This window comes from Burkholderia sp. KCJ3K979, assembly GCF_016759955.1.
GTDB lineage: Bacteria > Pseudomonadota > Gammaproteobacteria > Burkholderiales > Burkholderiaceae > Burkholderia > Burkholderia orbicola.
Genome location: NZ_JACFYV010000089.1, coordinates 1 through 23,894 on the forward strand (window position 1 = coordinate 1; position 23,894 = coordinate 23,894).

At 67.4% G+C, this 23,894-nt stretch carries 21 protein-coding genes and 1 tRNA gene; 8 read left to right on the top strand and 14 right to left on the bottom strand.

Annotation, left to right across the window (positions count from 1 at the left end):
* The gene (locus tag H3O04_RS19560; RefSeq protein WP_006478551.1) at positions 1-210 is read right to left on the bottom strand and encodes a dodecin; all 210 of its coding nucleotides are present in this window, start codon (positions 208-210) and stop codon (positions 1-3) included.
* A 145-nt stretch (positions 211-355) separates the two neighbouring features.
* On the opposite strand from H3O04_RS19560, the gene H3O04_RS19565 reads away from it, so the two are divergent.
* Positions 356-1,249 carry an NAD(P)-dependent oxidoreductase gene (locus H3O04_RS19565; protein ID WP_202588290.1) on the top strand — a complete coding sequence of 298 codons (894 nt, stop codon included), beginning with the start codon at positions 356-358 and terminating at the stop codon, positions 1,247-1,249.
* Positions 1,250-1,315: 66 nt separating this feature from the next.
* Here H3O04_RS19565 and H3O04_RS19570 read toward each other — a convergent pair whose 3' ends face one another.
* The 4 genes from H3O04_RS19570 to H3O04_RS19585 form a co-directional block, all read right to left on the bottom strand.
* Positions 1,316-1,762: a hypothetical protein gene (locus tag H3O04_RS19570; protein ID WP_006488003.1), complete on the bottom strand. Its 447-nt coding sequence runs from the start codon at positions 1,760-1,762 to the stop codon at positions 1,316-1,318.
* A gap of 333 nt (positions 1,763-2,095) precedes the next feature.
* The gene (gene mscL, locus H3O04_RS19575; protein ID WP_006478553.1) at positions 2,096-2,527 is read right to left on the bottom strand and encodes a large conductance mechanosensitive channel protein MscL; all 432 of its coding nucleotides are present in this window, start codon (positions 2,525-2,527) and stop codon (positions 2,096-2,098) included.
* Positions 2,528-2,767: 240 nt separating this feature from the next.
* The gene (locus H3O04_RS19580) at positions 2,768-3,946 is read right to left on the bottom strand and encodes a tetratricopeptide repeat protein (RefSeq protein ID WP_202588291.1); all 1,179 of its coding nucleotides are present in this window, start codon (positions 3,944-3,946) and stop codon (positions 2,768-2,770) included.
* 88 nt (positions 3,947-4,034) lie between these two features.
* Positions 4,035-4,715: a PspA/IM30 family protein gene (locus H3O04_RS19585; protein ID WP_006478555.1), complete on the bottom strand. Its 681-nt coding sequence runs from the start codon at positions 4,713-4,715 to the stop codon at positions 4,035-4,037.
* A 443-nt stretch (positions 4,716-5,158) separates the two neighbouring features.
* Between H3O04_RS19585 and H3O04_RS19590 the strand changes: the two genes are divergently transcribed.
* Positions 5,159-7,678 (top strand): penicillin-binding protein 1A, encoded by a 2,520-nt coding sequence (locus H3O04_RS19590; protein WP_202588292.1) that lies wholly within the window; start codon positions 5,159-5,161, stop codon positions 7,676-7,678.
* Positions 7,679-7,761: 83 nt separating this feature from the next.
* On the opposite strand, the gene H3O04_RS19595 is transcribed toward H3O04_RS19590, so the two are convergent.
* From H3O04_RS19595 to mfd, 4 genes are all read right to left on the bottom strand, one after another.
* Positions 7,762-8,196 carry a DUF3574 domain-containing protein gene (locus H3O04_RS19595; RefSeq protein ID WP_202588293.1) on the bottom strand — a complete coding sequence of 145 codons (435 nt, stop codon included), beginning with the start codon at positions 8,194-8,196 and terminating at the stop codon, positions 7,762-7,764.
* A gap of 145 nt (positions 8,197-8,341) precedes the next feature.
* Complete coding sequence (locus H3O04_RS19600) at positions 8,342-9,361, bottom strand: threonine/serine dehydratase (protein ID WP_011549593.1); 1,020 nt, start codon at positions 9,359-9,361, stop codon at positions 8,342-8,344.
* A gap of 60 nt (positions 9,362-9,421) precedes the next feature.
* Positions 9,422-10,642, bottom strand: a complete 1,221-nt coding sequence (argE, locus tag H3O04_RS19605) for an acetylornithine deacetylase (protein ID WP_011549594.1) — start codon at positions 10,640-10,642, stop codon at positions 9,422-9,424.
* A 104-nt stretch (positions 10,643-10,746) separates the two neighbouring features.
* Positions 10,747-14,217 (bottom strand): transcription-repair coupling factor, encoded by a 3,471-nt coding sequence (gene mfd / locus H3O04_RS19610; RefSeq protein ID WP_175768523.1) that lies wholly within the window; start codon positions 14,215-14,217, stop codon positions 10,747-10,749.
* A 107-nt stretch (positions 14,218-14,324) separates the two neighbouring features.
* Here mfd and ispD point away from each other — a divergent pair, with 107 nt between their 5' ends.
* Both ispD and ispF read left to right on the top strand, forming a co-directional pair.
* Complete coding sequence (gene ispD / locus H3O04_RS19615) at positions 14,325-15,035, top strand: 2-C-methyl-D-erythritol 4-phosphate cytidylyltransferase (RefSeq protein WP_006478560.1); 711 nt, start codon at positions 14,325-14,327, stop codon at positions 15,033-15,035.
* A gap of 29 nt (positions 15,036-15,064) precedes the next feature.
* Positions 15,065-15,550, top strand: coding sequence for a 2-C-methyl-D-erythritol 2,4-cyclodiphosphate synthase (ispF, locus tag H3O04_RS19620; protein WP_006488015.1), 486 nt, complete (start codon positions 15,065-15,067; stop codon positions 15,548-15,550).
* A 127-nt stretch (positions 15,551-15,677) separates the two neighbouring features.
* Here ispF and H3O04_RS19625 read toward each other — a convergent pair whose 3' ends face one another.
* The 4 genes from H3O04_RS19625 to ompR all read right to left on the bottom strand — a co-directional run bounded on the left by H3O04_RS19625 (position 15,678) and on the right by ompR (position 19,157).
* Positions 15,678-16,205 (bottom strand): carboxymuconolactone decarboxylase family protein, encoded by a 528-nt coding sequence (locus H3O04_RS19625; protein ID WP_006478562.1) that lies wholly within the window; start codon positions 16,203-16,205, stop codon positions 15,678-15,680.
* A gap of 76 nt (positions 16,206-16,281) precedes the next feature.
* Entirely contained in the window at positions 16,282-16,830 is a 549-nt protein-coding gene (locus H3O04_RS19630; protein ID WP_006478563.1) for a peroxiredoxin, read from the bottom strand.
* A 189-nt stretch (positions 16,831-17,019) separates the two neighbouring features.
* On the bottom strand, positions 17,020-18,381 hold the full coding sequence (locus H3O04_RS19635; RefSeq protein WP_011549598.1) for an ATP-binding protein: 1,362 nt from the start codon (positions 18,379-18,381) through the stop codon (positions 17,020-17,022).
* A 41-nt stretch (positions 18,382-18,422) separates the two neighbouring features.
* Positions 18,423-19,157, bottom strand: coding sequence for an osmolarity response regulator transcription factor OmpR (gene ompR, locus H3O04_RS19640; protein ID WP_006478565.1), 735 nt, complete (start codon positions 19,155-19,157; stop codon positions 18,423-18,425).
* A gap of 258 nt (positions 19,158-19,415) precedes the next feature.
* On the opposite strand from ompR, the gene H3O04_RS19645 reads away from it, so the two are divergent.
* The 3 genes from H3O04_RS19645 to H3O04_RS19655 all read left to right on the top strand — a co-directional run bounded on the left by H3O04_RS19645 (position 19,416) and on the right by H3O04_RS19655 (position 22,619).
* A complete protein-coding gene (locus tag H3O04_RS19645) occupies positions 19,416-19,694 on the top strand; it encodes a hypothetical protein (protein WP_006478566.1) in 279 nt (92 codons plus the stop codon).
* Positions 19,695-19,828: 134 nt separating this feature from the next.
* Positions 19,829-21,331, top strand: coding sequence for a DUF1800 domain-containing protein (locus tag H3O04_RS19650; protein WP_011549599.1), 1,503 nt, complete (start codon positions 19,829-19,831; stop codon positions 21,329-21,331).
* Positions 21,332-21,398: 67 nt separating this feature from the next.
* Positions 21,399-22,619, top strand: a complete 1,221-nt coding sequence (locus tag H3O04_RS19655; protein ID WP_011549600.1) for a DUF1501 domain-containing protein — start codon at positions 21,399-21,401, stop codon at positions 22,617-22,619.
* 10 nt (positions 22,620-22,629) lie between these two features.
* Here H3O04_RS19655 and hpnD read toward each other — a convergent pair whose 3' ends face one another.
* Positions 22,630-23,463 carry a presqualene diphosphate synthase HpnD gene (gene hpnD, locus H3O04_RS19660; RefSeq protein ID WP_027810329.1) on the bottom strand — a complete coding sequence of 278 codons (834 nt, stop codon included), beginning with the start codon at positions 23,461-23,463 and terminating at the stop codon, positions 22,630-22,632.
* A gap of 235 nt (positions 23,464-23,698) precedes the next feature.
* Between hpnD and H3O04_RS19665 the strand changes: the two genes are divergently transcribed.
* Positions 23,699-23,785: transfer RNA gene (locus H3O04_RS19665), tRNA-Leu, on the top strand.
* Positions 23,786-23,894: the final 109 nt, after the last annotated feature.

The window sequence follows — 23,894 nt, forward strand, 5'->3', positions numbered from 1 at the left end:
TCAGTCGTCGATGCGCATGCCGACCTTCAGCGTGACCTGCCAGTGCACGACCTGATCGCCTTCGATGTGGCCGCGCGTTTCGGTCACCTGGAACCAGTGCAGGTTGTGCAGCGTCTTGCCGGCTTTCGAGATCGCGTTGCGAATCGCGTCGTCGCTCGATTGCCGCGACGAACCGGTCAGTTCGATCAACTTGTACACGTGGTCGCTCATGATGCCTCCCTGGGATATCGGTCTGTATTGCCGGTGCAAGCCGCGGTCCCACTACGATTCCGCTACGGCGCCGTGCGTGCCCGGCTTCTTGAGTGATAGGTATGATGGGCGGCAAGTGCAACCCATATCGGAGACGAGGAACATCGTGGAAGTCGGATTTTGCGGACCGGGATTGATGGGCGCGCCGATGATTCGGCATTTGCTGGCGGCCGGGCATCGCGTCAGCGTATGGAATCGCTCACGCGACAAGGCCGAGGCGCTGGTGAAGGACGGCGCGCAGGTGGTCGGCACGCCGCGCGAGCTGGCCGAGCGCGTCGATACGGTGTTCGTGTGCGTGCTCGACGGTCGTGCGGTCGGCGACGTCGTGTTCGGTGAGCACGGGCTGCTTTCCGGGGACGCGAGCACGCGCCGCCTGCAGCGCATCGTCGATCATTCGAGCATTCCGCCCGCCGCCACGCGCGACTACGCGGCGCGCGCGGCCGCGCTCGGCGTCGGCTGGGTCGACGCGCCGGTGTCCGGCGGCGTGCCGGGCGCGCAGGCCGGCACGCTCGCGGTGATGGCCGGCGGCCGCGCGGCCGATCTCGACGCGGTGCGCTCGCTGATCGACACGTATGCGTCGCGCATCACGCACATGGGCGACGCGGGCGCGGGCCAGACGGCGAAGCTGTGCAACCAGGCGATCGTCACCGCGACGGTCACCGCGATTGCCGAGGCGGTCGGTCTCGCGCAGGCGAGCGGCATCGACGCCGCGCGCCTGGCCGAGGCGCTGGCCGGCGGCTGGGCCGATTCGGTGCTGCTGCAGACGTTCGTGCCGCGCATGACGTCGGGCGGCCATCCACCGATCGGCGCGCTGAGTACATTTCAGAAGGATGTCGATGCCATTGCCGACGCCGCGCGCGACACGGGCGCGGTGATGCCCGTGTCGGCCACCGTGCAGCAGGTGCTGAGGCTGGGCGCCGCGCAGGGGCTCGCCGGCGCCGATTTCGCCGCGTTCATCGACATCGTGCGGCCGAACAACGGCCGTCAGCAGGTGTCGTGACGGGCAAGCGGGGCATGTGAATGGCAGATGGGCCGCGCGGAGGCGGCCCATCGAATGACTGGCGGATCAGCCGAGCGAGCGGGGTGTCGTGTCGCCCGCGTTCTGGCGGCCGAGGCCGCCACGCAGGCTCGCCTTCGTGCCTGCACCAAACTCGGGCAGGATGCGCGCACGCGCACGGCTGGCGAAGACGAGGAAGCCGAAGCCGTTCGCTTCGTACCAGTATCCGCCGTTCTCGAGGCCGTCGAGCGGCTGCTCGAGCGCGTTGGCGATCGATTCGATGCAGCGCTTGCGCAGCTCGGCGATGGCCGGATACGGCGGCTGCGCGCCGCGCACGCTGCACAGGAGCACGTCGAGGCCGGGCAGCACGTGCGCATAGAGGACGGGTTCGTCCTGCGCGCGGGCGCGGGCAATCTTGGTGTCGAGCTGGGCAAACGGTTTCGAGTGGCGCAAGACCGCGAGGAACGACTCCTGGCCATCCTGCGGCGCACGCCGACGTTTTTTCGGGAAGGACATAAACACTCGCCTCAAAAACAATTGCAAGAAATGCGGCACTTTCATGCGACCCACTCCCGGCTATGTACGCCGCATGTCGATCCTTTATAGCACACGAAAATGCTGCATTCGTGCAGTACGACGATCAATGTCTCCCGTCGACCTGCTCGCCATGATCGACACAGCCAGCGTCTTGGCGCCCGTACTGTCGTTTAGTCTCCATCATAGACCTGCTTTCCCCGCGCGTGCATTCGCTCGTCACAAAAAAGTGAGATACGCCGCATGCGGCGGTGCATCGCGCGCGCAATAAAAAGGCCCGCACGGGGCGGGCCTGGCGGGCGGCGCGTGAGGCGCTCAGCGCTGCTTGAGCGAATCGCGGATCTCGCGCAGCAGCACGACGTCTTCCGGCGTCGCAGCCGGCGCGGCTTCTTCCGGCTTGCGCAGCTTGTTGATGAATTTCACCATCAGGAAAATGATGAACGCAAGGATCACGAAATTGATCGCCACCGTGATGAACGAGCCGTAGCCGAATGCGGCGACGCCCGCGGCCTGCAGGTCCTTGAACGAATCGGGATTACCCTTGAACGACGGGGGGATGGTGCCGAGCAGAACGAACTTGTTCGAGAAATCCAGACCGCCGGTCAGCACACCGATGACCGGCATGATGAGGTCTTTCACGACCGAGTCGACGATCTTCGAGAACGCGCCGCCGATGATCACGCCGACGGCGAGATCCATCACGTTGCCCTTGACGGCGAACTCCTTGAATTCCTTGATGATGCTCATGAGCGGCTTTCTCCTGGTTGGGGCGAGGGAGGCGTGCCGCGACGCGCAGGATTGCTTTGCGTCGAATGAGGTCGGTGGCACGCCGATGGCCGCATGATAGCGAACGTGCCCCATTGCCGGTAGTCCATCTTGAAATGATTGACAAATCCGCGCGTCGGGCGCGGCCGGTCATGCAGGCGGGCGTGGCGGGGGAGGCCGGGCGTCGACAGGCAGGTCGGCGCCCGGTGCGCGGGTACTCGCTCAGGTGTTGTCGTCGGTCCAGCCGTCGTCGTTGCTGCCGAGGTCCATCCCGCCGCCGCCGCTGCCGTCGCTCCAGTTCGAATCGTCGCCGCGGCCGAGGTCGAAGCCCGGGTCGGCTTCCTGTCGGCGGTGATCGCCGTCGACGATCACGTCGCGTTCGACTACGCGTTCGCGGCCGCCCGACATCGCTTCGCCGAGCAGCACGCCGGTCAGGAGCCCGCCCATGCCGCCGCCGAAACCGCCGCCTTGCTGGATCACGACGGGCGGCTGCTGTTGCGGATAGGGCTGTTGCGGCGGGTAGGGCTGTTGCTGATACGGCTGGCCTTGCGCACCGGTCATGCGATCGGCTTCCTGCGCGTACACGGAGCCGCTGCCGTTCACCGGCGCCGCGGGCTGCGCGGCCGGGTCGGGGCGGCCTTCGACGCGCGCCTTCACGCTCGCGTGGCGCTGTTCGAGCTCGTCGACGCGATACGGCGGCACCGGATTCTTGCCGTTCGACAGCGTCTCGACGAGCGTGCGCGCGTCGCTCTCGATCGCTTCGAGTTCGCCGGTCAGCGCCGCGGCGCCGGGCGCCGTCGACAGCTTCGCATCGAGCTTGAGCGGCCGGATGTCGTTCAGCACGTCGGTCGCACGCTTGAGCTGCGTGCGGCGCTCGTCGTCGGCGCGGCCGTTGTCGGCCGTGCGCGCGCGCCGCAGTGTCCAGCGCAGCACCAGCGCGATCACGGCGACGATCAGCCCGAGGCCGATCCACATGCCGGTCGACGGGCCGTGTTTTTCGGCCGGCGCGACGGCGGGGGCGAGCCCCGGCTGCAGCGTGCCGGCCTGCGTGGCCGACGGCGGATTGCCGCTCACGCGCGCGGCGTCGGCGCGAATGCGCGACTCCGTTTGCGCGAAGCGCGACGCGTCGGTGAACTTCAGTTGCGGATCGAGCGATTTGGCGCGCTGCAGTTGCGCGAGCGCGTCGGACGCGCGGCCTTCGCGGTCCAGCACCTGCGCATACAGGTAGCGCGCGTGCGCGTTGTTCGGATGGGCGTCGATGACTTGCGACAGCTGCGTGTCGGCTTGCTGCCAGTTGCGCTGCGCGATCGATTGCTCGACCTGCTGCAGCGACGGGACCGCAAACGCGGCGGACGACAGCAACATCAGCGAGAGGCCGAGTGCGGCGAGAGATTTCTTCATGGTCGAACCGGGCGCACGCGCCCGTCTCCTGACGATCGGTTCGCGCCGCGCGCCCGGGCCGGGGCGCGGCGCGGTGGCCCGCGGCGGGTTACTGCGCGGGCGTATCGAGCTGCTTCTTCAGTGCGGCGAGGCGATCTTCCACCGACGGGCCCTTGTTCAGCGCGGCGAGCTTGTCGTCGAGCGCCTTGCCGCTCGACGTGTCGGCCGAATTGAGGCGTGCGTCCGAGCGCGCGTTCTGCAGCGCGACCTTGTCCTCGAGCTTCTGAAAATCCTCGGACAGGTTCTTGCCGCCGATGCCGCCCAGCGCGCTGGCTGCGACGTCCTTCGCCTGCGCGATTTCCTGTTTCGCCTGCAGGATGTTCGAGCGTGCGTTCAGATCGTTGCGGCGCTGGCGCATGTCGGCGATCTGCCCCTTCAGCTTCTCGACCGACGGCTCGAGCGTCGTCAGCTCGGCCGCGAGCGCGTCGCGCTCGGCTTCCGCGTTCGACTGGGCCGCGAGCGCCTCGCGCGCGAGCGCTTCGTCTCCGCCCTGCAGCGCGCGCTTCGCGCCGTCCTCGTACTTCCTGACCTTGTCGTCGGCCGCATCGCGCTTGCTGCGCTGGGTCGCGACCTGTGCCTCGATTTCGATCAGCGAATTCTCGGCACGGCCGATGCTGTCGTCGAGCTCCCGCACGATCTGCCGTGCGTCGCGCGACGGATCCTGTACCGAATCGGCCGCATCGTTCAGCAGGCCTTTGATCGTGCGCGAAATAGAGTCGAAAAGCGACATGAAATCCTCCGTGGTTGAAAGGCGCCGCGTGACCGCGGCAATGCCCGTCGCGAGCCGGTTCCGGCCCGCGTGAGCCGGCGGATATTACACCACCGGTTCACTTAAATACGGCTTAAACGCGCGAGTTCAAGCGGCTCGCGCATCAGGACGGCAAACCTTTCGCGACTGAAAGAAATTCGCCCGTGCGTGCCGTATCGCGTGTCCATCATAGGCCGAGGATGCCGACAATACGTTCCGCAAATCACGGCATTGGGGGAATTTTTACAAAAAATCGCGAAGGCGCCCGGTCGATTTCATTAAAATGCGCTGTCACGTCGCGGGAACGGATCGCCGCGCGACGGGGTCTGTCGACGTGACAGCCGCATCTCGATGCACCCACTCAGATTCATCCGCTTGCATTTCCGCATGCGTCCGAGGGCGCCACGTACGCCCGCCATTCCGACATGCCAATTATCAAACGACCGCCTTCTTCTTCCGACAGGAACGAGCCCCACTACACGCTGCGCCGTTCGCCGTCCGGAGCCTATTACCCCGATGACGACGATCGCGACGACGGCCGCCGCGCGCAGCAGCGCAGCGGCGGCGGAGGGCGCCGGCGCACGTTCGGTTCGCGCGTCGCGCTGTGGTTCGTCGGCCTGTTCGCGACGCTCGCGGTCGTCGGCGCGCTGATCGTCGGCTACGCGCTGGTCGTGATGGCGCCGCAACTGCCGTCGCTCGATGCGCTGACCAACTATCAGCCGAAGGTGCCGCTGCGTGTGTTTACCGCCGATCACGTGCTGATCGGCGAGTTCGGCGAGGAGCGCCGCAGCCTCGTGCGCTTCCAGGACATTCCCGACGTGATGAAGAAGGCCGTGCTCGCGATCGAGGACTACCGCTTCTACGAACACGGCGGCGTCGATTTCCTCGGCATCCTGCGCGCGGGCGTGGCCGACCTGATGCACGGCGGCGCGCGCCAGGGCGCGAGCACGATCACGATGCAGGTGGCGCGCAACTTCTTCCTGTCGAGCGAGAAGACCTACACGCGCAAGATCTACGAAATGCTGCTCGCGTACAAGATCGAGAAGGCCCTGACGAAGGACCAGATCCTCGAGCTGTACATGAACCAGATCTATCTCGGCCAGCGTTCGTACGGCTTCGCGGCCGCGGCGCGCGTGTATTTCGGCAAGGACCTGAAGGACATCACGCTCGCGGAAGCGGCGATGCTCGCGGGGCTGCCGAAGGCGCCGTCCGCGTACAACCCGGTCGTGAATCCGAAGCGTGCGAAGGTGCGTCAGGAATACATCCTGAAGCGCATGCTCGACATCGGCTACATCACGCAGCCGCAGTACGACGAGGCGATCAAGGAAGAGATCCACGTGCGCACGCCGGGCAACCAGTACGCGGTGCACGGCGAGTACGTCGCCGAGATGGTGCGGCAGATGATGTACCAGCAGTACAAGGACGAAACCTACACGCGCGGGCTGACCGTCACGACGACGATCAACTCGGCCGACCAGGAAGCCGCGTATCAGGCCGTGCGTCGCGGCATTCTCGACTACGAGCGCCGTCACGGCTATCGCGGCCCCGAAGCGTCGATCAACCTGCCCGCGGCCGGCGACGAACGCGACGAGGCGATCGACGATGCGCTCGCCGATCACCCGGACAACGGCGACCTGCAATCGGCGGTCGTGCTGTCGGCATCGCCGAACGCGGTCGAGGTGCAGTTCGTCGGCGGCGCGACCACGACGATCGGCCCGGCCGGGCTGCGTTTCGTGTCGGCCGCGCTGGGCGCCCGTGCGAACAACGCGCTGCGTATCAAGCCGGGCTCGGTCGTGCGCGTGCTGAAGGACGGCAAGACGGGATGGCAGGTGGTGCAGCTGCCGCAGGTCGAAGGCGCGCTCGTCGCGATCGCGCCGCAGGACGGTGCGATCCGCTCGCTCGTCGGCGGCTTCGACTTCAACAAGAGCAAGTTCAACCACGTGACGCAGGCGTGGCGGCAGCCGGGCTCGTCGTTCAAGCCGTTCATCTACTCGGCGTCGCTCGACAAGGGGCTCGGGCCGGCGACGATGATCAACGACGCGCCGCTGTACTTCCCGCCGAGCGTGCCGGGCGGCACCGCGTGGGAGCCGAAGGACGACGACGAGCCGGACGGCCCGATGACGATGCGCACCGGCCTGCAGCGTTCGAAGAACCTGGTGTCGATCCGGATCCTCGCGTCGATCGGCACGCAGTACGCGCAGCAGTACGTGACGCAGCGCTTCGGTTTCGATCCGGCGAAGACGCCGCCGTACCTGCCGATGGCGCTCGGCGCGGGCCTCGTGACGCCGCTGCAGCTCGCGACCGGCTACGCGGTGTTCGCGAACGGCGGCTACAAGGTCGATCCGTACCTGATCGCCGAAGTCGACGACGCACGCGGCCAGCCGCTGCAGAAGTCGCAGCCGGTGGTCGCGGGCGGTACGGCGCCGCGCACGATCGAAGGCCGCAACGCGTACGTGATGAACAGCCTGCTGCATTCGGTCGCGACGGCCGGCACGGGCGCGGGCACCAACGCGCTGGGCCGCAACGACCTGCAGGGCAAGACGGGTACGACGAACGATGCGAAGGACGGCTGGTTCGCCGGCTACCAGCAGTCGCTCGTCGCGGTCGCGTGGATGGGCTTCGACCAGCCGAAGAGCCTGGGCAGCCGTGAATTCGGCGCGCAGCTCGCGCTGCCGATCTGGGTGAACTACATGCGCACCGCGCTGAACGGCGTGCCCGAGCAGCAGATGCCGATGCCGGACGGCCTGACGACGATCGACGGCGAGCTGTACTACGCCGATCGCACGCCGGGCAACGGCTTCATCGCGAACGTCGACATCAACCCGGCGGAAAACGCGATCAGCGCGAACGACGCCCTCGGTTCGGCCGGCGCGGCCGGGCTGGCGCCGCCGCCCGTCACGCCGCAGGAGAAGCAGCAGATCATGGACATGTTCGAGAGCAAGTAAGCGGTACGCTGTGCTTCAGCCATGCGACGGGCGCCTTCGGGCGCCCGTTCTTTTGTGCGCGACCGGCAGCGAAAGACGTCGAATCAGAACGACGCGCAGGCCGGCATCACGGTCATACCGACCGATTGCTGGTGAAATCGCTGGACGTACGCTTGGCGGATCGCGGCGAGCTGTGCGCGCGTGTCCGGCGTATCGTCGGCGATGATACGGATCACGAAGCTGTCTTCGCGCGTGACGCCACCGGTCGAGCGGTCGCGCCACTGGCCGTGCGTGTCCCAGTAGGTAAGGCCGTCGGGAAAGCGCGGCGTGACCGTATCGGCGAGGAATGCCGCGCGTTCGGCATCGGTGACGGGGCCGCGCCCGGCGATGTCGCGCCCGAACAGCAGGTCGGCCTGCAGCATGCGGCTTTCGCCCGGTTGCGTGCAGGATGCCGGTTGCGCGCCCGAGATGGACGAGGGCGCTGCCGCGCAACCGGCGAGCAGCGCGAGCGCCGCCGCGCATGCGGCCAGCCGCCGCATCTGCCCATTTCGTGACGATCGACCTTCGCGCGTGCAAAACGCTGCGCGCTCAACCACTTGCGTGCGGGTCCGGCGGGTTATCAACAGGGCTGTCAACATAATCTGGGGATAACCCTAGGATGGCCGGCGCAGGCGCACTGCGCGATCAGTGCTGCAGTTGCGCGTGCGCGAGATGCATGCCGAGCGTGGCGGGGTCGGTATTCGTGCCCGACAGCAGCACGCCGACGCGCTTGCCCTGCAGCGTTTCGCGCAGCGGGCCGAGCAGCGCGGCGAGCGCGGCCGCGCAGGCCGGCTCGACCGACAGTTTCAGGTGCGAGAAGAGGAACAGCATCGCGGCGCGCAGCGCGTCGTCGGAGACGGTGACGATGCGGTCGAGGTGGCGCCGGCACAGCTGGTAGCTGTATTCCTCGGTATGCGGCGCCATCAGCGAATCGGCGATCGTCTGCATCGCGCTCATCTTGATCGTGTGATTGGCCGCGAAGCTGCGGCTCATCGCGTCGGCGCCTTCCGGCTCGACGCCGTACACGTGCACACGCGGATTCGCGAGCCGCAGCGCGGTCGCCATGCCGGCCGCGAGCCCGCCGCCGCCGATCGGCACGATCACCGCGTCGAGGTCCGGCGTCTGCGTCGCCCATTCGTAGCCGAGCGTCGCGGTGCCGAGGATCGTGTGATAGCCGTTGAACGGATGAATGAAGAAGCGGCCTTCCTCGGCCTCGATGCGCCGCACGAGATCGAACGCCTGCGACGCGCTGCCTGCCAGCACGACTTCCGCGCGGTACTGCTTGCACTGCGCGATGCGCGTCGGGCTCGCGGTATGGAACATCACGACCTTCGCGCTGCTGCCGAGCCGCATCGCCGCATACGCGACGGCTGCCGCATGATTGCCGGCCGATACGCAGGTGACGCCCGCGTTCTTGCGGTCTTCGTCGAGCGCGAGCAGGTGCGTGAACGCGCCGCGCGCCTTGAAGCTGCCGCTCGCCTGCAACAGCTCGAACTTGAAGTTGACGTGCGTGCCTTCGAGGGAGGGCAGATCGGCGCGCTCGAACACGGGCGTGCGCGCGACCCAGGGTGACAGCGCGAAATGCTGCGCGGCGATTTCGTCGAGCGTCGGAATCGGCTCGCCGTCGATCGTCGTATGGGCAGTGCCCTGTTGTTCAGTCGACATGACGTGGCGGGTGGCGGAGTGGGCCGACCCGCACACGCGGGCCGGCGTGGCGGGAGGCAGTCAGTGCGGGTCGACCGACATGCTGCGAATGAACTTGCGCAGGAACTGCTCGCAGCCGGCGAGCTGCGCGAGCTCGACATATTCGTTCGGCTTGTGCGCCTGCTCGATGTTGCCGGGCCCGCACACGACGCTCGGAATGCCCGCGCGGGCGAACAGCCCGGCCTCGGTGCCGTACGCGACCTTGCGCTTGTCCTGGTCGGCCGTCAGCGCGCGCACGAGCTGCGTGATCGCGGCTTGCTCGGTCGCGTCGAGGCCGGGCGCCGCGGCGATCTTCGAGAATTCGATCGCGGCGTTCGGATGTTCGCGCAGCATCTGCGGCAGCAGCGTTTCCTGCGCATACGCTTCGATGCGCGTGAAGATCTGCTCGGGATCGAGCGTCGGCAGGTTGCGGAATTCGAAGTCGAAGCGGCACTCGGCCGGCACCGTGTTGATCGCGTTGCCGCCCTGGATCGTGCTCGTCTGCGCGGTGGTGAACGGCACGTCGTACAGTTCGTCGAACGGGCCTTCGGCACGGAAGCGCTCAGCGATGTCGCGGATGTGGCAGATCAGGCGCGCCGCATACTCGATCGCGTTGAGCCCCTTCGGCGTCAGCGACGAATGTGCGGCGTGGCCGCGCACGCAGCAGCGGTACGCGTTGATGCCCTTGTGCGCGATGATCGGCCGCATGCTGGTCGGCTCGCCGACGATGCAGCCGGACGGCTGCACGCCGCGCTTCACGAGATCGGCGATCATCAGCGGCGCGCCCGCGCAGCCGATTTCCTCGTCGTAGGACAGCGCGAAATGGATCGGCTTCGCGAGCTTCGTCGCCTGCATCTCGGGCAGCAGCGCGAGCGCCGCGCCGATGAAGCCCTTCATGTCGCAGGTGCCGCGGCCGTACAGGCGGCCGTCGCGGATTTCCGGCGCGAACGGGTTGCTGTCCCATTGCTGGCCGTCGACCGGCACGACGTCGGTGTGGCCCGACAGCACGATGCCGCCGTTCGTCGAACCGTCGTGCGCGGGCACGGTGGCAAACAGGTTCGCCCAGCCTTCACGCGGATCGTGCGTGATCGTCGACGCGATGCCCTTCGCGGCGAGCGCGTCGCGTACCGTTTCGATCAGGCCGAGGTTCGGCACGCGGCTCGTCGTGTCCATCGACACGAGTTGCTTGACCCAGGGCAGGCTGACGAGCGATGCATCGCCTTCGGTTGCGGCGGACGGCGCCGTCGCGTCGAGAGTGGACATGGCAAAACTCCGTCTGATGAATGGGAAATCATACTCAAAAACGCGCCTGCCCGCCTTCGTCGGGCGCGATGCGGTGCAGCAACGTCGCGCCCGTCAGGATTGCGTCAGCGGGCCGCGACGGCCGCCCCCTGTTTCGGGCCGAGCGCGCGCAGCGTTTCCTTGATCGTCGACACGCGGATCGCGAGATCGGGCGAGCGCGTCTCGATGCGCAGCTTGTCCTGGCCCGCGAGCTTGATGTGGCGATGCTTCTGCACCATCTCGATGATCCGCATCGGGTCGATCGGCGGATTCGGCTCGAACTGCAGCCCGATCGCGACCTCGCTCGCGTCGATCTTCACGATGCCGAGCGGCTTCGCGGCGATCCGCAGCCGGTGCGTCTCGACGAGCGCGTGCGCCTGCGGCGGCAGCTTGCCGAAACGGTCGATCAGCTCTTCCTGGATGCCGTCGATCGCGTCGCCGTGCTCGCAGTTCGCGAGCCGCTTGTACAGCGACAGCCGCTCCTGCACGTCCGCGCAGTAATCGGCCGGCAGGATCGCGGGCGCATGCAGGTTGATTTCGGTCGTCGCGGCGAGCGGGGCGGTGAGGTCGGGCTCCTTGCCGTTCTTCAGCGCCTTCACCGCGTCGTTCAGCATGTCCGTATAGAGCTGGAAGCCGATCTCGTGGATTTCGCCCGACTGCTTGTCGCCGAGCACTTCGCCGGTGCCGCGGATCTCCAGGTCGTGCATCGCGAGATAGAAGCCCGAGCCGAGTTCCTCCATCTGCTGGATCGCTTCCAGCCGGCGCTGCGCCTGCTTGGTCAGCGACTGCGGATCGTGCACCAGCAGGTACGCGTAGGCCTGGTGGTGCGAGCGGCCGACCCGGCCGCGCAACTGGTGCAGCTGCGCGAGGCCGAACTTGTCCGCGCGGTGCATGATGATCGTGTTCGCGCTCGGCACGTCGATGCCGGTCTCGATGATGGTCGTGCACAGCAGCACGTTCGCGCGTTGCGCGACGAAATCGCGCATCACGCGTTCGAGTTCGCGCTCGTGCATCTGGCCGTGCGCGATCACGATGCGCGCCTCGGGCACGAGCGCCTCGAGCATCGCCTTGCGGTTCTCGATCGTCTCGACTTCGTTGTGCAGGAAGTACACCTGGCCGCCGCGCTTCAGTTCGCGCAGCATCGCCTCGCGGATCACGCTTTCTTCCTCGCGGCGCACGAAGGTCTTGATCGCGAGCCGCTTCTGCGGCGCGGTCGCGATCACCGAGAAATCGCGCAGCCCTTCGAGCGCCATCCCGAGCGTACGCGGGATCGGCGTCGCGGTGAGCGTCAGCACGTCGACTTCCGCGCGCAGCGCCTTCAGCGCTTCCTTCTGGCGCACGCCGAAGCGGTGTTCCTCGTCGATGATCACGAGGCCGAGACGCTTGAACTGCACGTCCGACGACAGTAGCTTGTGCGTACCGATCACGATGTCGACGCTGCCTTCGTTGATCTGAGCGATCGCCGCGTTCACTTCCTTCGCGGTCTTGAAGCGCGACAGCTCGACGATGCGCACCGGCCAGTCCGCGAAGCGGTCCGCGAAGGTCTGCGTGTGCTGCTCGGCGAGCAGCGTGGTCGGCGACAGCAGCGCGACCTGCTTGCCGCCCAGCACCGCGATGAACGCCGCGCGCAGCGCGACCTCGGTCTTGCCGAAGCCGACGTCGCCGCACACGAGGCGGTCCATCGGCTTGCCGCTCGTCATGTCGCCGATCACGGCCGCGATCGCCGCGGCCTGGTCGGGCGTTTCCTCGAAGCCGAAGCTTTCCGCGAATTTCACGTAGTCGCGCGGGTCGAGCGAGAACGCGTGGCCTTCACGGGCCGCGCGGCGCGCGTACAGGTTCAGCAGCTCGGCGGCCGTGTCGCGGATCTGCTGCGCGGCCTTGCGCTTCGCGCGCTCCCACTGGCCGGAGCCGAGCGCGTGCAGCGGCGCGCTGTCGGGATCGGCGCCGCTGTAGCGCGAGATCACGTGCAGTTGCGCGACGGGCACGTAGAGCTTGCTGTCGCCCGAGTATTCGAGATGCAGGAATTCGGTCTCGCCTTCGCCGAGATCCATCGACACGAGGCCCATGTAGCGGCCGATGCCGTGCTGCGCGTGGACGACCGGGTCGCCGACCTTCAGCTCGGACAGGTCGCGCACCATCGCGTCGACGTTGCTCGCCTGTTCCTGCCGGCGGCGGCCCGCGCGGCGGCCGAGCGCGCCGTACAGCTCGGTTTCGGTGACGATCGCATAGCCTTCGCCCGGCACCGCGAAGCCGTTCGCGAGCGGCGCGACGCCGAGCGCGAAGCGCGCATCGCTCGCCAGCCAGCTCGCGAAATCGTCGTTCGACGACGGCCGCAGGTGATGTTCGGCGAGCAGTTGCAGGATCGTTTCCCGACGGCCGGCCGATTCGACCGTCAGCAGCACGCGCTTGCCCGACGATTCGACGAACGTGCGCAGCGACGCGAGCGGATCGTCCGCATGGCGGTCGACGGTGAGCTCGGGCAGGGCGGTCGCCCAGCCGCCGGCCGGCTGCGCGGGCAGCACGACGCGCGCGAACGGCTTCGCGAACGCGAAGAAATCCTCGTCGGACAGGAACAGTCGCTGCGGTTCGAGGATCGGTCGCTCGCGATCGTGCGCGAGGAACGCGTGACGTTGCTTCGTATCGGCCGTGAAGCGGCGGATCGACGCTTCGAGGTCGCCGGTGAACACGAGGTGCGCGTCCTGAGGCAGGTAGTGGAACAGCGTGGCCGTCTCGTCGAAGAACAGCGGCAGGTAATACTCGATGCCGGCCGACGGCACGCCGTTGCCGATGTCCTTGTAGATCGGCGCGCGGCTCGGGTCGCCTTCGAAGGTTTCGCGCCAGCGGCTGCGGAAGGCCGTGCGCGCGGCTTCGTCGAACGGGAACTCGCGGCCGGGCAGCAGGCGCACGTCGCGCACCGGGTAGAGGCTGCGCTGCGTGTCGGGATCGAACGCGCGGATCGAATCGACCTGGTCGTCGAACAGGTCGATCCGGTACGGCAGCGGCGAGCCCATCGGGTACAGGTCGATCAGCGAGCCGCGCACGCAGTATTCGCCGGGGCGCACGACCTGGCTCACGTGCTCGTAGCCGGCCAGCGTGAGCTGCGCTTTCAGCTTTGCCTCGTCGAGCCGCTCGCCCTGCGCGAACGCGAACGTGTACGCGGCCATGAACGACGCGGGCGGCATCCGGTACAGCGCGGTGGTGGCGGGCACGAGCAGGATGTCGCAGCGGCCCTCGCCGAGGTCGTGCAGCGTGGCCAGCCGCTCGGACACGAGGTCCTGGTGCGGCGAGAACGTGTCGTACGGCAGCGTTTCCCAGTCGGGCAGCAGGCGCACGCGCGCGTCGGGCGAGAAGTAGCGGATTTCCTGCGACAGCCGCTGCGCGTCGACCGCGTTCGCGCAGATCACCGCGAGGAGCGGCACGTCCTGGCGGTTGTCGGCGAGATAACGGGCGATGGCGAGCGCGTCGGCGGAGCCGTGCGCGCCGTCGAAGGCGAAACGCTGGCCGGGCTTGACGCGGGCAACGGGTGAAGCGGACGGGATGGAAGCGTTATCTGGCATAGGGACGACAGGGGTGGCGTGCACGGGCGCAGCGCGGTGCGCCGGTCGAGACGAAAGACCTATTATAAAATCCGCTTCTCGATTTCACCTTTCCGGCGTTTCCTTTCGTGACTCCCCGACTTTTTGCCCTGATTCCCTGCGCCGGCACGGGCAGCCGTTCCGGTTCGGCCGTGCCGAAGCAATACCGCACGCTGGCCGGCCGCGCGCTGCTGCACTACACGCTTGCCGCGTTCGACGCGTGCAGCGAGTTCGCGCAGACGCTGGTCGTGCTCGCGCCCGACGACTCCCATTTCGATGCACGCCGCTTCGCGGGCCTGCGCTTCGCGGTGCGCCGCTGCGGCGGCGGCTCGCGGCAGGCGTCGGTGCTCAACGGGCTGCTGGAACTGGCCGAATTCGGCGCGACCGACCACGACTGGGTGCTGGTGCACGACGCCGCGCGCCCGGGCATCACGCCCGAGCTGATCCGCACGCTCGTCGCGACGCTTAAGGACGACCCGGTCGGCGGGATCGTCGCGCTGCCGGTGGCCGACACGCTCAAGCGGGTGCCGGCCGGCGGTGACGCGATCGCGCGCACGGAGTCGCGCGACGCCCTGTGGCAGGCGCAGACCCCCCAGATGTTCCGCATCGGCATGCTGCGCGAAGCGATCCTGCAGGCGCAGCGCGAAGGGCACGACCTGACCGACGAAGCGAGCGCGATCGAATGGGCCGGCCACACGCCGCGCGTCGTGCAGGGCAGCCTGCGCAACTTCAAGGTCACGTACCCGGAAGATTTCGCGCTCGCGGAGGCGATCCTCGCGCGCCCCGCGAACGCTTCCTGACTTTCCCCCCATCTCAAACCGGATTACGCATGGATTTCAGAATCGGACAAGGCTATGACGTGCACCAGCTCGTCGAAGGGCGCCCCCTCATCATCGGCGGCGTGACGATTCCGTACGAGCGCGGCCTGCTCGGCCACTCGGACGCGGACGTGCTGCTGCATGCGATCACCGACGCGCTGTTCGGCGCGGCGGCGCTCGGCGACATCGGCCGCCATTTCTCCGACACGGACGCGGCGTTCAAGGGCGCGGACAGCCGCGTGCTGCTGCGCGCGTGCGCCGAGCGCGTGAAGGCGGCCGGCTTCACGATCCAGAACGTCGACAGCACCGTGATCGCGCAGGCGCCGAAGCTCGCGCCGCATATCGACGGGATGCGTGCGAACATCGCGGCGGATCTCGGGCTGCCGCTCGAGCGCGTGAACGTGAAGGCGAAGACCAACGAGAAGCTCGGCTATCTCGGTCGCGGCGAGGGGATCGAGGCGCAGGCCGCCGCGCTGCTGGTCAAGCAGGGCGGCTGACGGGCCGTCGCGGTGTGCGGTTCGCGCCGCGCGCCGGGCGCCGTGCCGCCGAAATGAAAAATGCCACGCGAATGCGTGGCATTTTCGTTTGCAGCAGGCGCGGCTCACGGCCGCGCGGCCGGATCGCTTATTCGCCTTCGGCGGCGATCACCTGCGCGGCGGCGTTGATCACCGACGCGATGCGGCCGACGTCGCGCAGTTGCGTGACGGTCATCCCTTGCTCGTTCTTCAGCAGCGCATAGTGCGACTTCACGCAGAAGTGGCACTTGCCGACGATCGACGCGGCGAGCGCGTACATCTCGAACTTGCGCTTGTCGACGCCGCCGTGCGTCGCATACGCGCCCATCCGCAGTTCGGCGCGCTGCGTCTTCAGGTCGGCGTCGTCGGCCATCTCGACATACGGATACCAGGTGTTGTTCATCCCCATCAGCGCGGCCGCCGTCAGCACGGCGTTCGTCTCTTCGGGCGACAGCACGCCGGCTTCGCGGATCGTCTTCACGAGCACCGTGCTCTTCGCCGCGATGGCCGCCGCCAGCGCCACGCCGACCGCGTCGGTGCCTTCGAGCGACGAGCGCGAGATCGTGCCGTCGAGGTTCAGGCGAATGTCCTTCGCGTAGTCGGGGATACGTGCCTTAATCGAGTCGATGAATTCCATTGATATCTCCTATGGGTTGGCCGTTAAAAAAGCCCGCAGGCAGGACGTGCGCCGCGGGCTTCGTGCATTGCTACGCTTACAGCGTGGCGCCGCCGACTGCGCGGTTGCACGGGCAGAGTTCGTCCGTTTGCAGGCCGTCCAGAATGCGCAGGACTTCTTCCGGGCTACGGCCGACGTTCAGGTTGTTCACCGAAACGTGCTGGATCGTGTTGTCCGGATCGACGATGAACGTTGCACGCAGGGCCACGCCGGCTTCCTTGTCGCGCACGCCGAGCTGGTCGATCAGTTCGCCCTTGACGTCGCCGAACGAGTAGTGGTTCAGCTTGTCGAGATCCTTGTGTTCACGGCGCCATGCGAGCTTGACGAATTCGTTGTCCGAGCTGCCGCCGAGCAGGACGGCGTCGCGCTCTTCGAACTGCTTCGTGAGCTTCGCGAATTCGACGATTTCCGTCGGGCACACGAACGTGAAATCCTTCGGATAGAAGTAGATGATCTTCCACTTGCCCGGGAACGACGCTTCGGTGACGGTCTCGAACGCCGACTGGCCGTTTTCCTCGTGATTATTGAAGCCCGGCTTCGCGGCTACGACGGTGAAAGCTTCGAGTTTATCGCCCACGGTTTTCATGCGGATACTCCTGTGTGAGTTGGGAAGAAGACTGAGTCAAGCTACCTCGGTGCTGCAACGATGATGTGACAGCATGGGTAAAACTATAACACTATTGGCAAGTCGCTTCAATAGATTTTGACTAACGACTCTCATAGCTTTTGTCAACCGCGTCGATAGTGTGACGCGCAAGATGCGTGCGCGAACGCGTCACGCGGTCGCACGCGCCTTGCCGGCACCGGGGAATTCGAGCGTGACTTCGAGGCCGGCGTCCGGGTGGCGGTTGCGCAGGCGCAGCGCGCCGCGGTAGCGGCCGACGAGCCGCAGCACGATCGCCATCCCGAGGCCCGTGCCGTCCGCCTTGGTGCGCGCGGTGTCGACGCGGTAGAACGGCCGCATCACGAGCGGCAGTTGATCCTCGGGGATGCCGGGGCCTTCGTCGCTCACCGACAGCTCGACGCGCGCATGCGACACGCGCGTCTCGAGCGTGATGCGCGAGATGCCGTCCTGCTTGCTCTGGCCGTATTTGCGCGCATTCTCGACGAGATTGCCGATCACGCGGCGCATGTCGGTTTCGTCGGCTTCGATGATCGCGCTCGGCGCGAGCCGCGTGCGGATCTCGACGCCGTCCTCGCCCGACACGCGCGCGGCGACTTCGTGCGCGATCGACGACAGGTCGACCGGCTCAGGCTTGCGCTGCGACGGGCGCGCGTAGTCGATGAAGGCCGCGATGATGCGGTCCATCTGTTCGATGTCGTCGACCATCGCGTCCTTGGTCGCCTGGTCGGACGGGCTCATCTCGGTTTCGAGCCGCAGCCGCGCGAGCGGCGTGCGCAGGTCGTGCGAGATGCCCGCGAGCATCAGCGCGCGATCGGCCTCGAGTTGTTCGAGGTCGCGCACCATCTGGTTGAAGCTGCGGTTGGTTTCGGCCGCGACGCCCATCCCGCGCTCGGGCAGCGGCTCGGGCGCCTGGCCCGAACCGACCTGGCGCGCGGCGAGCGCGAGCCGCGAGAACGGCCGGTTCACGAGGCTCGTGATGAACGCGGAGCCGAACAGCGACAGCGCGAGCGCGAACAGCCCCCAGCCGGCCCACTGCAGGCCCGTGACGTTGTCGAGCTGGTCGCGGTCGAGCGCGACCCAGTAGTCGTCGTCGTCGATCTTGAAGCTGATCCACACGCCGGGAATGTCGTTGACCGACTGCGCGATCACGGTATCGTCGCCGAGACGGCTGCGGATGTCGTGTTCGATCAGGCGATTCAGCGATTCGTCGGGCTGCAGCTTGAACTTGTCGGTTTTCTCGCGCGGGTACACGCGCACGCCCTCGTTGCTCTCGAGATCCTGCAGCAGCGCGCGCCGCAAGTCGGGATCGGAATAGAGCAGGGCGGTGCGCGTGAGCTTCACGACCGCGACGAGCTGCAGCGCGACGCGCTGCGCACGCGGCTCGCGCTCGATCACGCGAAAGCTCTGGAACCACGCGGCGAGACTGACCGAGATCAGCAGCGCGATCAGCAGGAAGGTGCGCCAGAACAGCCCGCCGAACGCGAGCTGCAAAAGGCGCCGGTCGATACGCATGGGACGGGCCGTGGACGGGGCGAAGCCGGGAAGGAAAAAGCTCAGGCGGCGCCGTCCGGGATGAACACGTAGCCGAGGCCCCAGACGGTCTGGATGAAGCGCGGGCTGCCCGGATCGGGTTCGATCAGCTTGCGCAGGCGCGAGATCTGCACGTCGAGGCTGCGGTCGAACACTTCGTATTCGCGGCCGCGGGCGAGCTCCATCAGCTTTTCACGCGACAGCGGCTGGCGCGGATGACGCGCGAACACTTTCAGCACCGAGAATTCGCCGGTGGTCAGCGGAATTTCCTGGCCGGATTTCGTCAGCGTGCGCGTGGCGAGATTCAGCGAGAATTCGCCGAACTCGAACACCTCGGTGGTTTCCGACGGGGCGCCCGGCAGTTCGGCCGGCGCCTGGCGGCGCAGCACCGCGTGAATGCGCGCGACCAGTTCGCGCGGGTTGAACGGCTTCGGCAGGTAATCGTCGGCGCCCATCTCGAGGCCGACGATGCGATCGACGTCCTCGCCCTTCGCGGTGAGCATGATGATCGGCGTGCGGTCGTTGCTGCCGCGCAGCCGGCGGCAGATCGACAGGCCGTCCTCGCCGGGCAGCATCAGGTCGAGCACGAGCAGGTCGAAACGCTCGCGCACCCAGAGCTTGTTCATCGCGGTCGCGTTTTCCGCGACGTAGACGTTGAAACCCTGTTCGCCGAGATAGCGGCGCAGCAGATCGCGCAGGCGAGGGTCGTCGTCGACGACGAGAATCTTGGAGGGGTTTTTCGTTTCCATGATCGGCATCTTATCGCGAATGGGAATTGACGCACGGCCGGGGATTTTCGTGCGTTACAGTCGGTTACAAAATTTACCCGTAGTGTCGCGCCGAGTAAAGGCAGGCTATAGAGATTCCTTTACTCGAAGCCGAAATTCGGTAGATACTCCCCTGCACTCCATCTTTCATCTTTGTACACCCGAATTCCGCAGGGTTTTTCAAGTACCAGAGGTAACCGGTTGCCGCGTGACGAAGGGAACAAATCGACCAAAGAAGCGAGGACGGTCATGCGATCTGCCCGGATTGCACTGATGCTGACGATCGCGCTTGCCGGTCCGTATGCGTCGAACTTCGCGTATGCGCAGCGCCCCGAGCAGGGCGCATCGTCGCGCAAGCTGCCGCGCGGCAAAGCGCCGCAGCCCGATCGCGCCGCCGATATGACGGTCCGTTCCGCCGTGCCTCCCGATCTCGAACAGCGCCGCCGCGACGGGCACATGACGCCCGAAGAGCGGCACCTGTTACGCCAGCACATCGAAGACGCCGTTCGCGAGTTGTACAAGCGCTGACGCGTGCCGTCGTTCGCCTTGCGCGGAAATCTCCGCGCGGAAAGAATTCGTAGCACTTTTTCCGTCAACTTTCGGCTGCCGAATGCCGTTGTACGGGCATCCGCACCGCCGGTGCGTTCCGGGAGTCCATGACGATGAAAGCGAACGCTGCCGCACCGGCGCCGTCGCCTGCCATGCAGTCGCCGCTCGATGCCGACGACGCGCTGTTTTTCCTGAGTCGCACCGGTTTCTCTCCCGCGCCCGCCGAGGTCGCGCGCATCGTCGGCATGACGCGCGCGCAGGTCGTGGCCGACACGCTCGGCAGCGCGCGACACGAACCCGTCACGACGTGGCCCGACTGGCTCGCCGAGCCGCCGCCCACGCGCGCGCAGCGTCAGGCGCTGACGCCCGACATGCGGCGCGACGAGCAGCGCGAGCGCAATCGCCGCTACGATGCGTTGCGGGCGGCCTGGGTCAACGAGATGGTCGCGACGCCGTCGCCGCTCACCGAACGCATGACACTGTTCTGGCATGGGCATTTCACGTCGGGGCAGGACAAGGTGCCGTACCCGCAGACGATGGCCGCGCAGAACGCGCTGTTTCGCCGCGAGGCGCTCGGCAACTTCGGCACGCTGCTGCATGCGGTCGCGAAGGACCCGGCGATGCTCCAGTATCTCGACGGCGCGAGCAATCGCAAGGGGCGGCCGAACGAGAATTTCGCGCGCGAGGTGATGGAGCTGTTCACGCTCGGCGAAGGGCACTACACGCAATACGACGTGACCGAAGCCGCGCGCGCGATGACGGGCTGGACCGTCGATCCCGACACGCTGCGCTTCGTGGTGCGGCCCGAATGGCACGATGCCGGCGACAAGACCATCCTCGGCGAAACCGGGCCGTTCGACGGCGACGACTTTCTCGACATCCTGCTGAAGCGGCCGGGCACCGCGCGCTTCATCGCCGGCAAGCTGTGGCGCGAGTTCGTGTCCGATACGCCGGAGCCCGGCACGCTCGATGCGGTGGCCGAACGGTTTCGCGCGAGCGGCTACGACATTCGCGCGGCGCTCGCCGCGCTGTGGTCGACCGACGCGTTCTGGGATCCGCGCAACCGCGGCGTGCTGGTCAAGTCGCCGGCGGAATTCGTCGTCGGGTCGGTGCGGCTGTTCGACGTGGCGTACGGCGATCCGCAGATGCTCGCGGACACCGTGCGCACGCTCGGGCAGAACCTGTTCTATCCGCCGAACGTGAAGGGCTGGCCGGGCGGCGCGCTGTGGATCAACAGCACCACGCTGCTGTCGCGCAAGCAGTTCGTCGAGCAGCTGTTCCGCGCGACCGAGACGGCCGGGATGCGACCGCCGGCTCGTACGATCGCGCCGCCGCCGAACGCGCGTGCGCATGCGATGCCGGTGGCCGACGCGGCGTCCGGCGCCGGCCCGCGCGGCACGCCCGCGAAGCCCGCGCGCGGCGGACTGCGTTTCGACCTCGAGCGCTGGCTTGCCCAGTATCGGGCGCGGCCGCAGGCGATCGCGGGATTGTCGACCGAACTGCAGTTGCAGCACGCGGTGCTGCAACTCTCGCCGGTCGCGGCGATCGACACGGATTCGACCGGCAGCGCGTATCTCGAGGCGCTGCTGATGGATCCGGCCTATCAACTGAAATGATGCGAACGACGACGAAGCGGACAGTCGCCGCGGCCAACGCGCCGGGCGGCGAACCAGAGGATGTGCGATGAACCGACGTGATTTTCTGACGCTGACGGGCGCCGCGGCGGCGGCCGGTGTGTCGATGTGGCAAGCGCCCGCGATGGCGGCCGCCGCGACGCAGGCGGGGCGCAAGGCCGCGGCCGGGTATGCGAACGTGCTGATCCTCGTCGAGCTGAAGGGCGGCAACGACGGCCTCAACACGGTGGTGCCGTATGCCGACCCGCTGTACTACCAGTTTCGGCGCAGCATCGGCATCAAGCGCGAGCAGGTGCTGCAGCTCGACGCGCAGACGGGGCTGCACCCGTCGCTCGCGCCGCTGATGCCGCTGTGGCGCGACGGACAGGTCGCGATCGTGCAGGGTGTCGGCTATCCGCAGCCGAACCTGTCGCATTTCCGTTCGATCGAGATCTGGGACACCGCATCGCGCTCGGATCAGTACCTGCACGAAGGCTGGCTCACGCGCACGTTCGCGCAGGCGCCCGTGCCGCCCGGTTTCGCCGCGGACGGCGTCGTGCTCGGCAGCGCCGAGATGGGACCGCTGTCGAACGGCGCGCGCGCGATCGCACTCGTCAATCCCGCGCAGTTCATCCGCGCGGCCCGGCTCGCCGAGCCGTCGTCGCTGCGCGAGCAGAACCCGGCGCTCGCGCACATCATCGACGTCGAGAACGACATCGTGAAGGCGGCCGACCGGCTGCGCCCGCGCGGCGGGATGCGGGAATTCAGGACGGCCTTTCCGGCTGGCGCGTTCGGCACGTCGGTCAAGACCGCGATGCAGGTGCTGGCCGCGTGCGAAGCGTCCGGGCCCGGCGCGCAGGATGGGGTCGCGGTGCTGCGCCTGACGCTCAACGGTTTCGACACACACCAGAACCAGCCGGGGCAGCAGGCCGCGCTGCTCAAGCAGTTCGCGGAAGGGATGAGCGCGATGCGCGCGGCGTTGATCGAACTCGGGCGCTGGAACGAGACGCTCGTGATGACGTATGCGGAATTCGGGCGGCGCGTGCGCGAGAACCAGAGCAACGGCACCGATCACGGCACGGCCGCGCCGCATTTCGTGATGGGCGGCCGCGTGTCGGGCGGACTGTACGGCGCGCCGCCGGCGCTCGGGCGGCTCGACGGCAACGGCAACCTGCCGGTCGCGGTCGATTTTCGCCAGCTTTACGCGACCGTGCTTGGGTCCTGGTGGGGGCTCGATGCGACGCGCGTGCTGCAGCAGCGTTTCGACACGCTGCCGCTGCTGAAGGCGTGATGCGGGCCGCTCAGCGGCGACGCGCGGCGCGCCACGCGATCCACAGCTTGCGGATCGGCGTGAGCGCGATGCGCTGGTGCAGCACCTGGTAGCCGTCGCGCGCGATTTCGTCGAGCAGCGCGCCGGCCAGCGCGATTTGTGCCCGCAGTGTGCGCTGCGCGCGGCGTTCGGTGGCGGGAATCGCCGCATCGGCCGCCGCGAGCGCGTCGCGCGCGCGGGTCGTCTGGAATTGCAGCAATTCGGTGAAGGCCGGACTGTAGCGGCGGTTCAGCAGATCGGCCGCGGTCACGTTGTAGCGCTGCAGTTCGTCGATCGGCAGATAGATGCGGCCGTGGCGCGCGTCGTTGCCGAGCTCCTGCACGAATTGCGCGAGCATCAGCGCGCGGCCGACGTCCGCTGCCCACGGCTGCGGGTCGGCCGGGTTCGCCGAGCTGGCGCGCGCGACCAGCGACGCGAAGGTGCCGCCGACCTGCGCGATATAGCGCTGCAGGTTCGCGAAGTCGAGGTAGCGCGCCTGTTCGAGGTCCATCCCGTAACCGTTGACGAGCGTGCGCAGTGCGTCGGCTTCGGCGGCGATCGCCGGATGATGCTGCGCGAGCGCCTTCGTGACCGGGTGCGACGGCTGCCCGTCGGCCAGTGCGGCGAGTTCCTTGTGCCACCACGCGAGCTTCGTGTGTCCGACGGTCGGATCGCTGGTTTCCTTGACGGTTTCCTCGAGTTCGCGGCGCAGCGCGAACAGCGCGGTCAGGCGCGGCTGCGTGGCGAGCGGCGCCTGGCGCAGCGCGTAGTAGACGCTCGAGCCGGCGGGGGCGGCCTTTTGCTGACAGTAGTCGTCGAAGTTCACGGGCGAGATCGGGTGGGGCAGGTTCGGGGGACGCGCGGCGGCGCGCTGCCGAAACGTCGAGCGCGGCATTCTAGCACCGCGGCACGATGGGCGCCGGCGGGGCGAGACAACGCCGCACGGATCGGGTAGAATCTCGCGCTCGCCTGATCGGGCGTGCCGGTTTTCGGGCCGGCGTGAAGTCCCGGGCGCGTGGAGCACGCATCTTGCGTCCCGCGCGATCAGGCGACGGAAATGCGCGTGAGTGGCGAAATTGGTAGACGCACCAGGTTTAGGTCCTGACGCCCGCAAGGGTGTGCCGGTTCGAGTCCGGCCTCACGCACCAACGGCTTTAAACGTGATTCGACACTCTATGTCGATTCACGGTAAATCAAGGGGTTAGCGTCCCTTCCACTGTACAGACGTACAGCACAAATCGACGCGCTTGGGTGATA

Coding starts and splice junctions, on each gene's coding strand:
- H3O04_RS19560 (WP_006478551.1), bottom strand. CDS start 210: ATGAGCGACCACGTGTACAAGTTGATCGAACTGACCGGTTCGTCGCGG.
- H3O04_RS19570 (WP_006488003.1), bottom strand. CDS start 1,762: ATGTCCTTCCCGAAAAAACGTCGGCGTGCGCCGCAGGATGGCCAGGAG.
- mscL (WP_006478553.1), bottom strand. CDS start 2,527: ATGAGCATCATCAAGGAATTCAAGGAGTTCGCCGTCAAGGGCAACGTG.
- H3O04_RS19580 (WP_202588291.1), bottom strand. CDS start 3,946: ATGAAGAAATCTCTCGCCGCACTCGGCCTCTCGCTGATGTTGCTGTCG.
- H3O04_RS19585 (WP_006478555.1), bottom strand. CDS start 4,715: ATGTCGCTTTTCGACTCTATTTCGCGCACGATCAAAGGCCTGCTGAAC.
- H3O04_RS19590 (WP_202588292.1), top strand. CDS start 5,159: ATGCCAATTATCAAACGACCGCCTTCTTCTTCCGACAGGAACGAGCCC.
- H3O04_RS19595 (WP_202588293.1), bottom strand. CDS start 8,196: ATGCGGCGGCTGGCCGCATGCGCGGCGGCGCTCGCGCTGCTCGCCGGT.
- H3O04_RS19600 (WP_011549593.1), bottom strand. CDS start 9,361: ATGTCGACTGAACAACAGGGCACTGCCCATACGACGATCGACGGCGAG.
- argE (WP_011549594.1), bottom strand. CDS start 10,642: ATGTCCACTCTCGACGCGACGGCGCCGTCCGCCGCAACCGAAGGCGAT.
- mfd (WP_175768523.1), bottom strand. CDS start 14,217: ATGCCAGATAACGCTTCCATCCCGTCCGCTTCACCCGTTGCCCGCGTC.
- ispF (WP_006488015.1), top strand. CDS start 15,065: ATGGATTTCAGAATCGGACAAGGCTATGACGTGCACCAGCTCGTCGAA.
- H3O04_RS19625 (WP_006478562.1), bottom strand. CDS start 16,205: ATGGAATTCATCGACTCGATTAAGGCACGTATCCCCGACTACGCGAAG.
- H3O04_RS19630 (WP_006478563.1), bottom strand. CDS start 16,830: ATGAAAACCGTGGGCGATAAACTCGAAGCTTTCACCGTCGTAGCCGCG.
- H3O04_RS19635 (WP_011549598.1), bottom strand. CDS start 18,381: ATGCGTATCGACCGGCGCCTTTTGCAGCTCGCGTTCGGCGGGCTGTTC.
- ompR (WP_006478565.1), bottom strand. CDS start 19,157: ATGCCGATCATGGAAACGAAAAACCCCTCCAAGATTCTCGTCGTCGAC.
- H3O04_RS19645 (WP_006478566.1), top strand. CDS start 19,416: ATGCGATCTGCCCGGATTGCACTGATGCTGACGATCGCGCTTGCCGGT.
- H3O04_RS19650 (WP_011549599.1), top strand. CDS start 19,829: ATGAAAGCGAACGCTGCCGCACCGGCGCCGTCGCCTGCCATGCAGTCG.
- H3O04_RS19655 (WP_011549600.1), top strand. CDS start 21,399: ATGAACCGACGTGATTTTCTGACGCTGACGGGCGCCGCGGCGGCGGCC.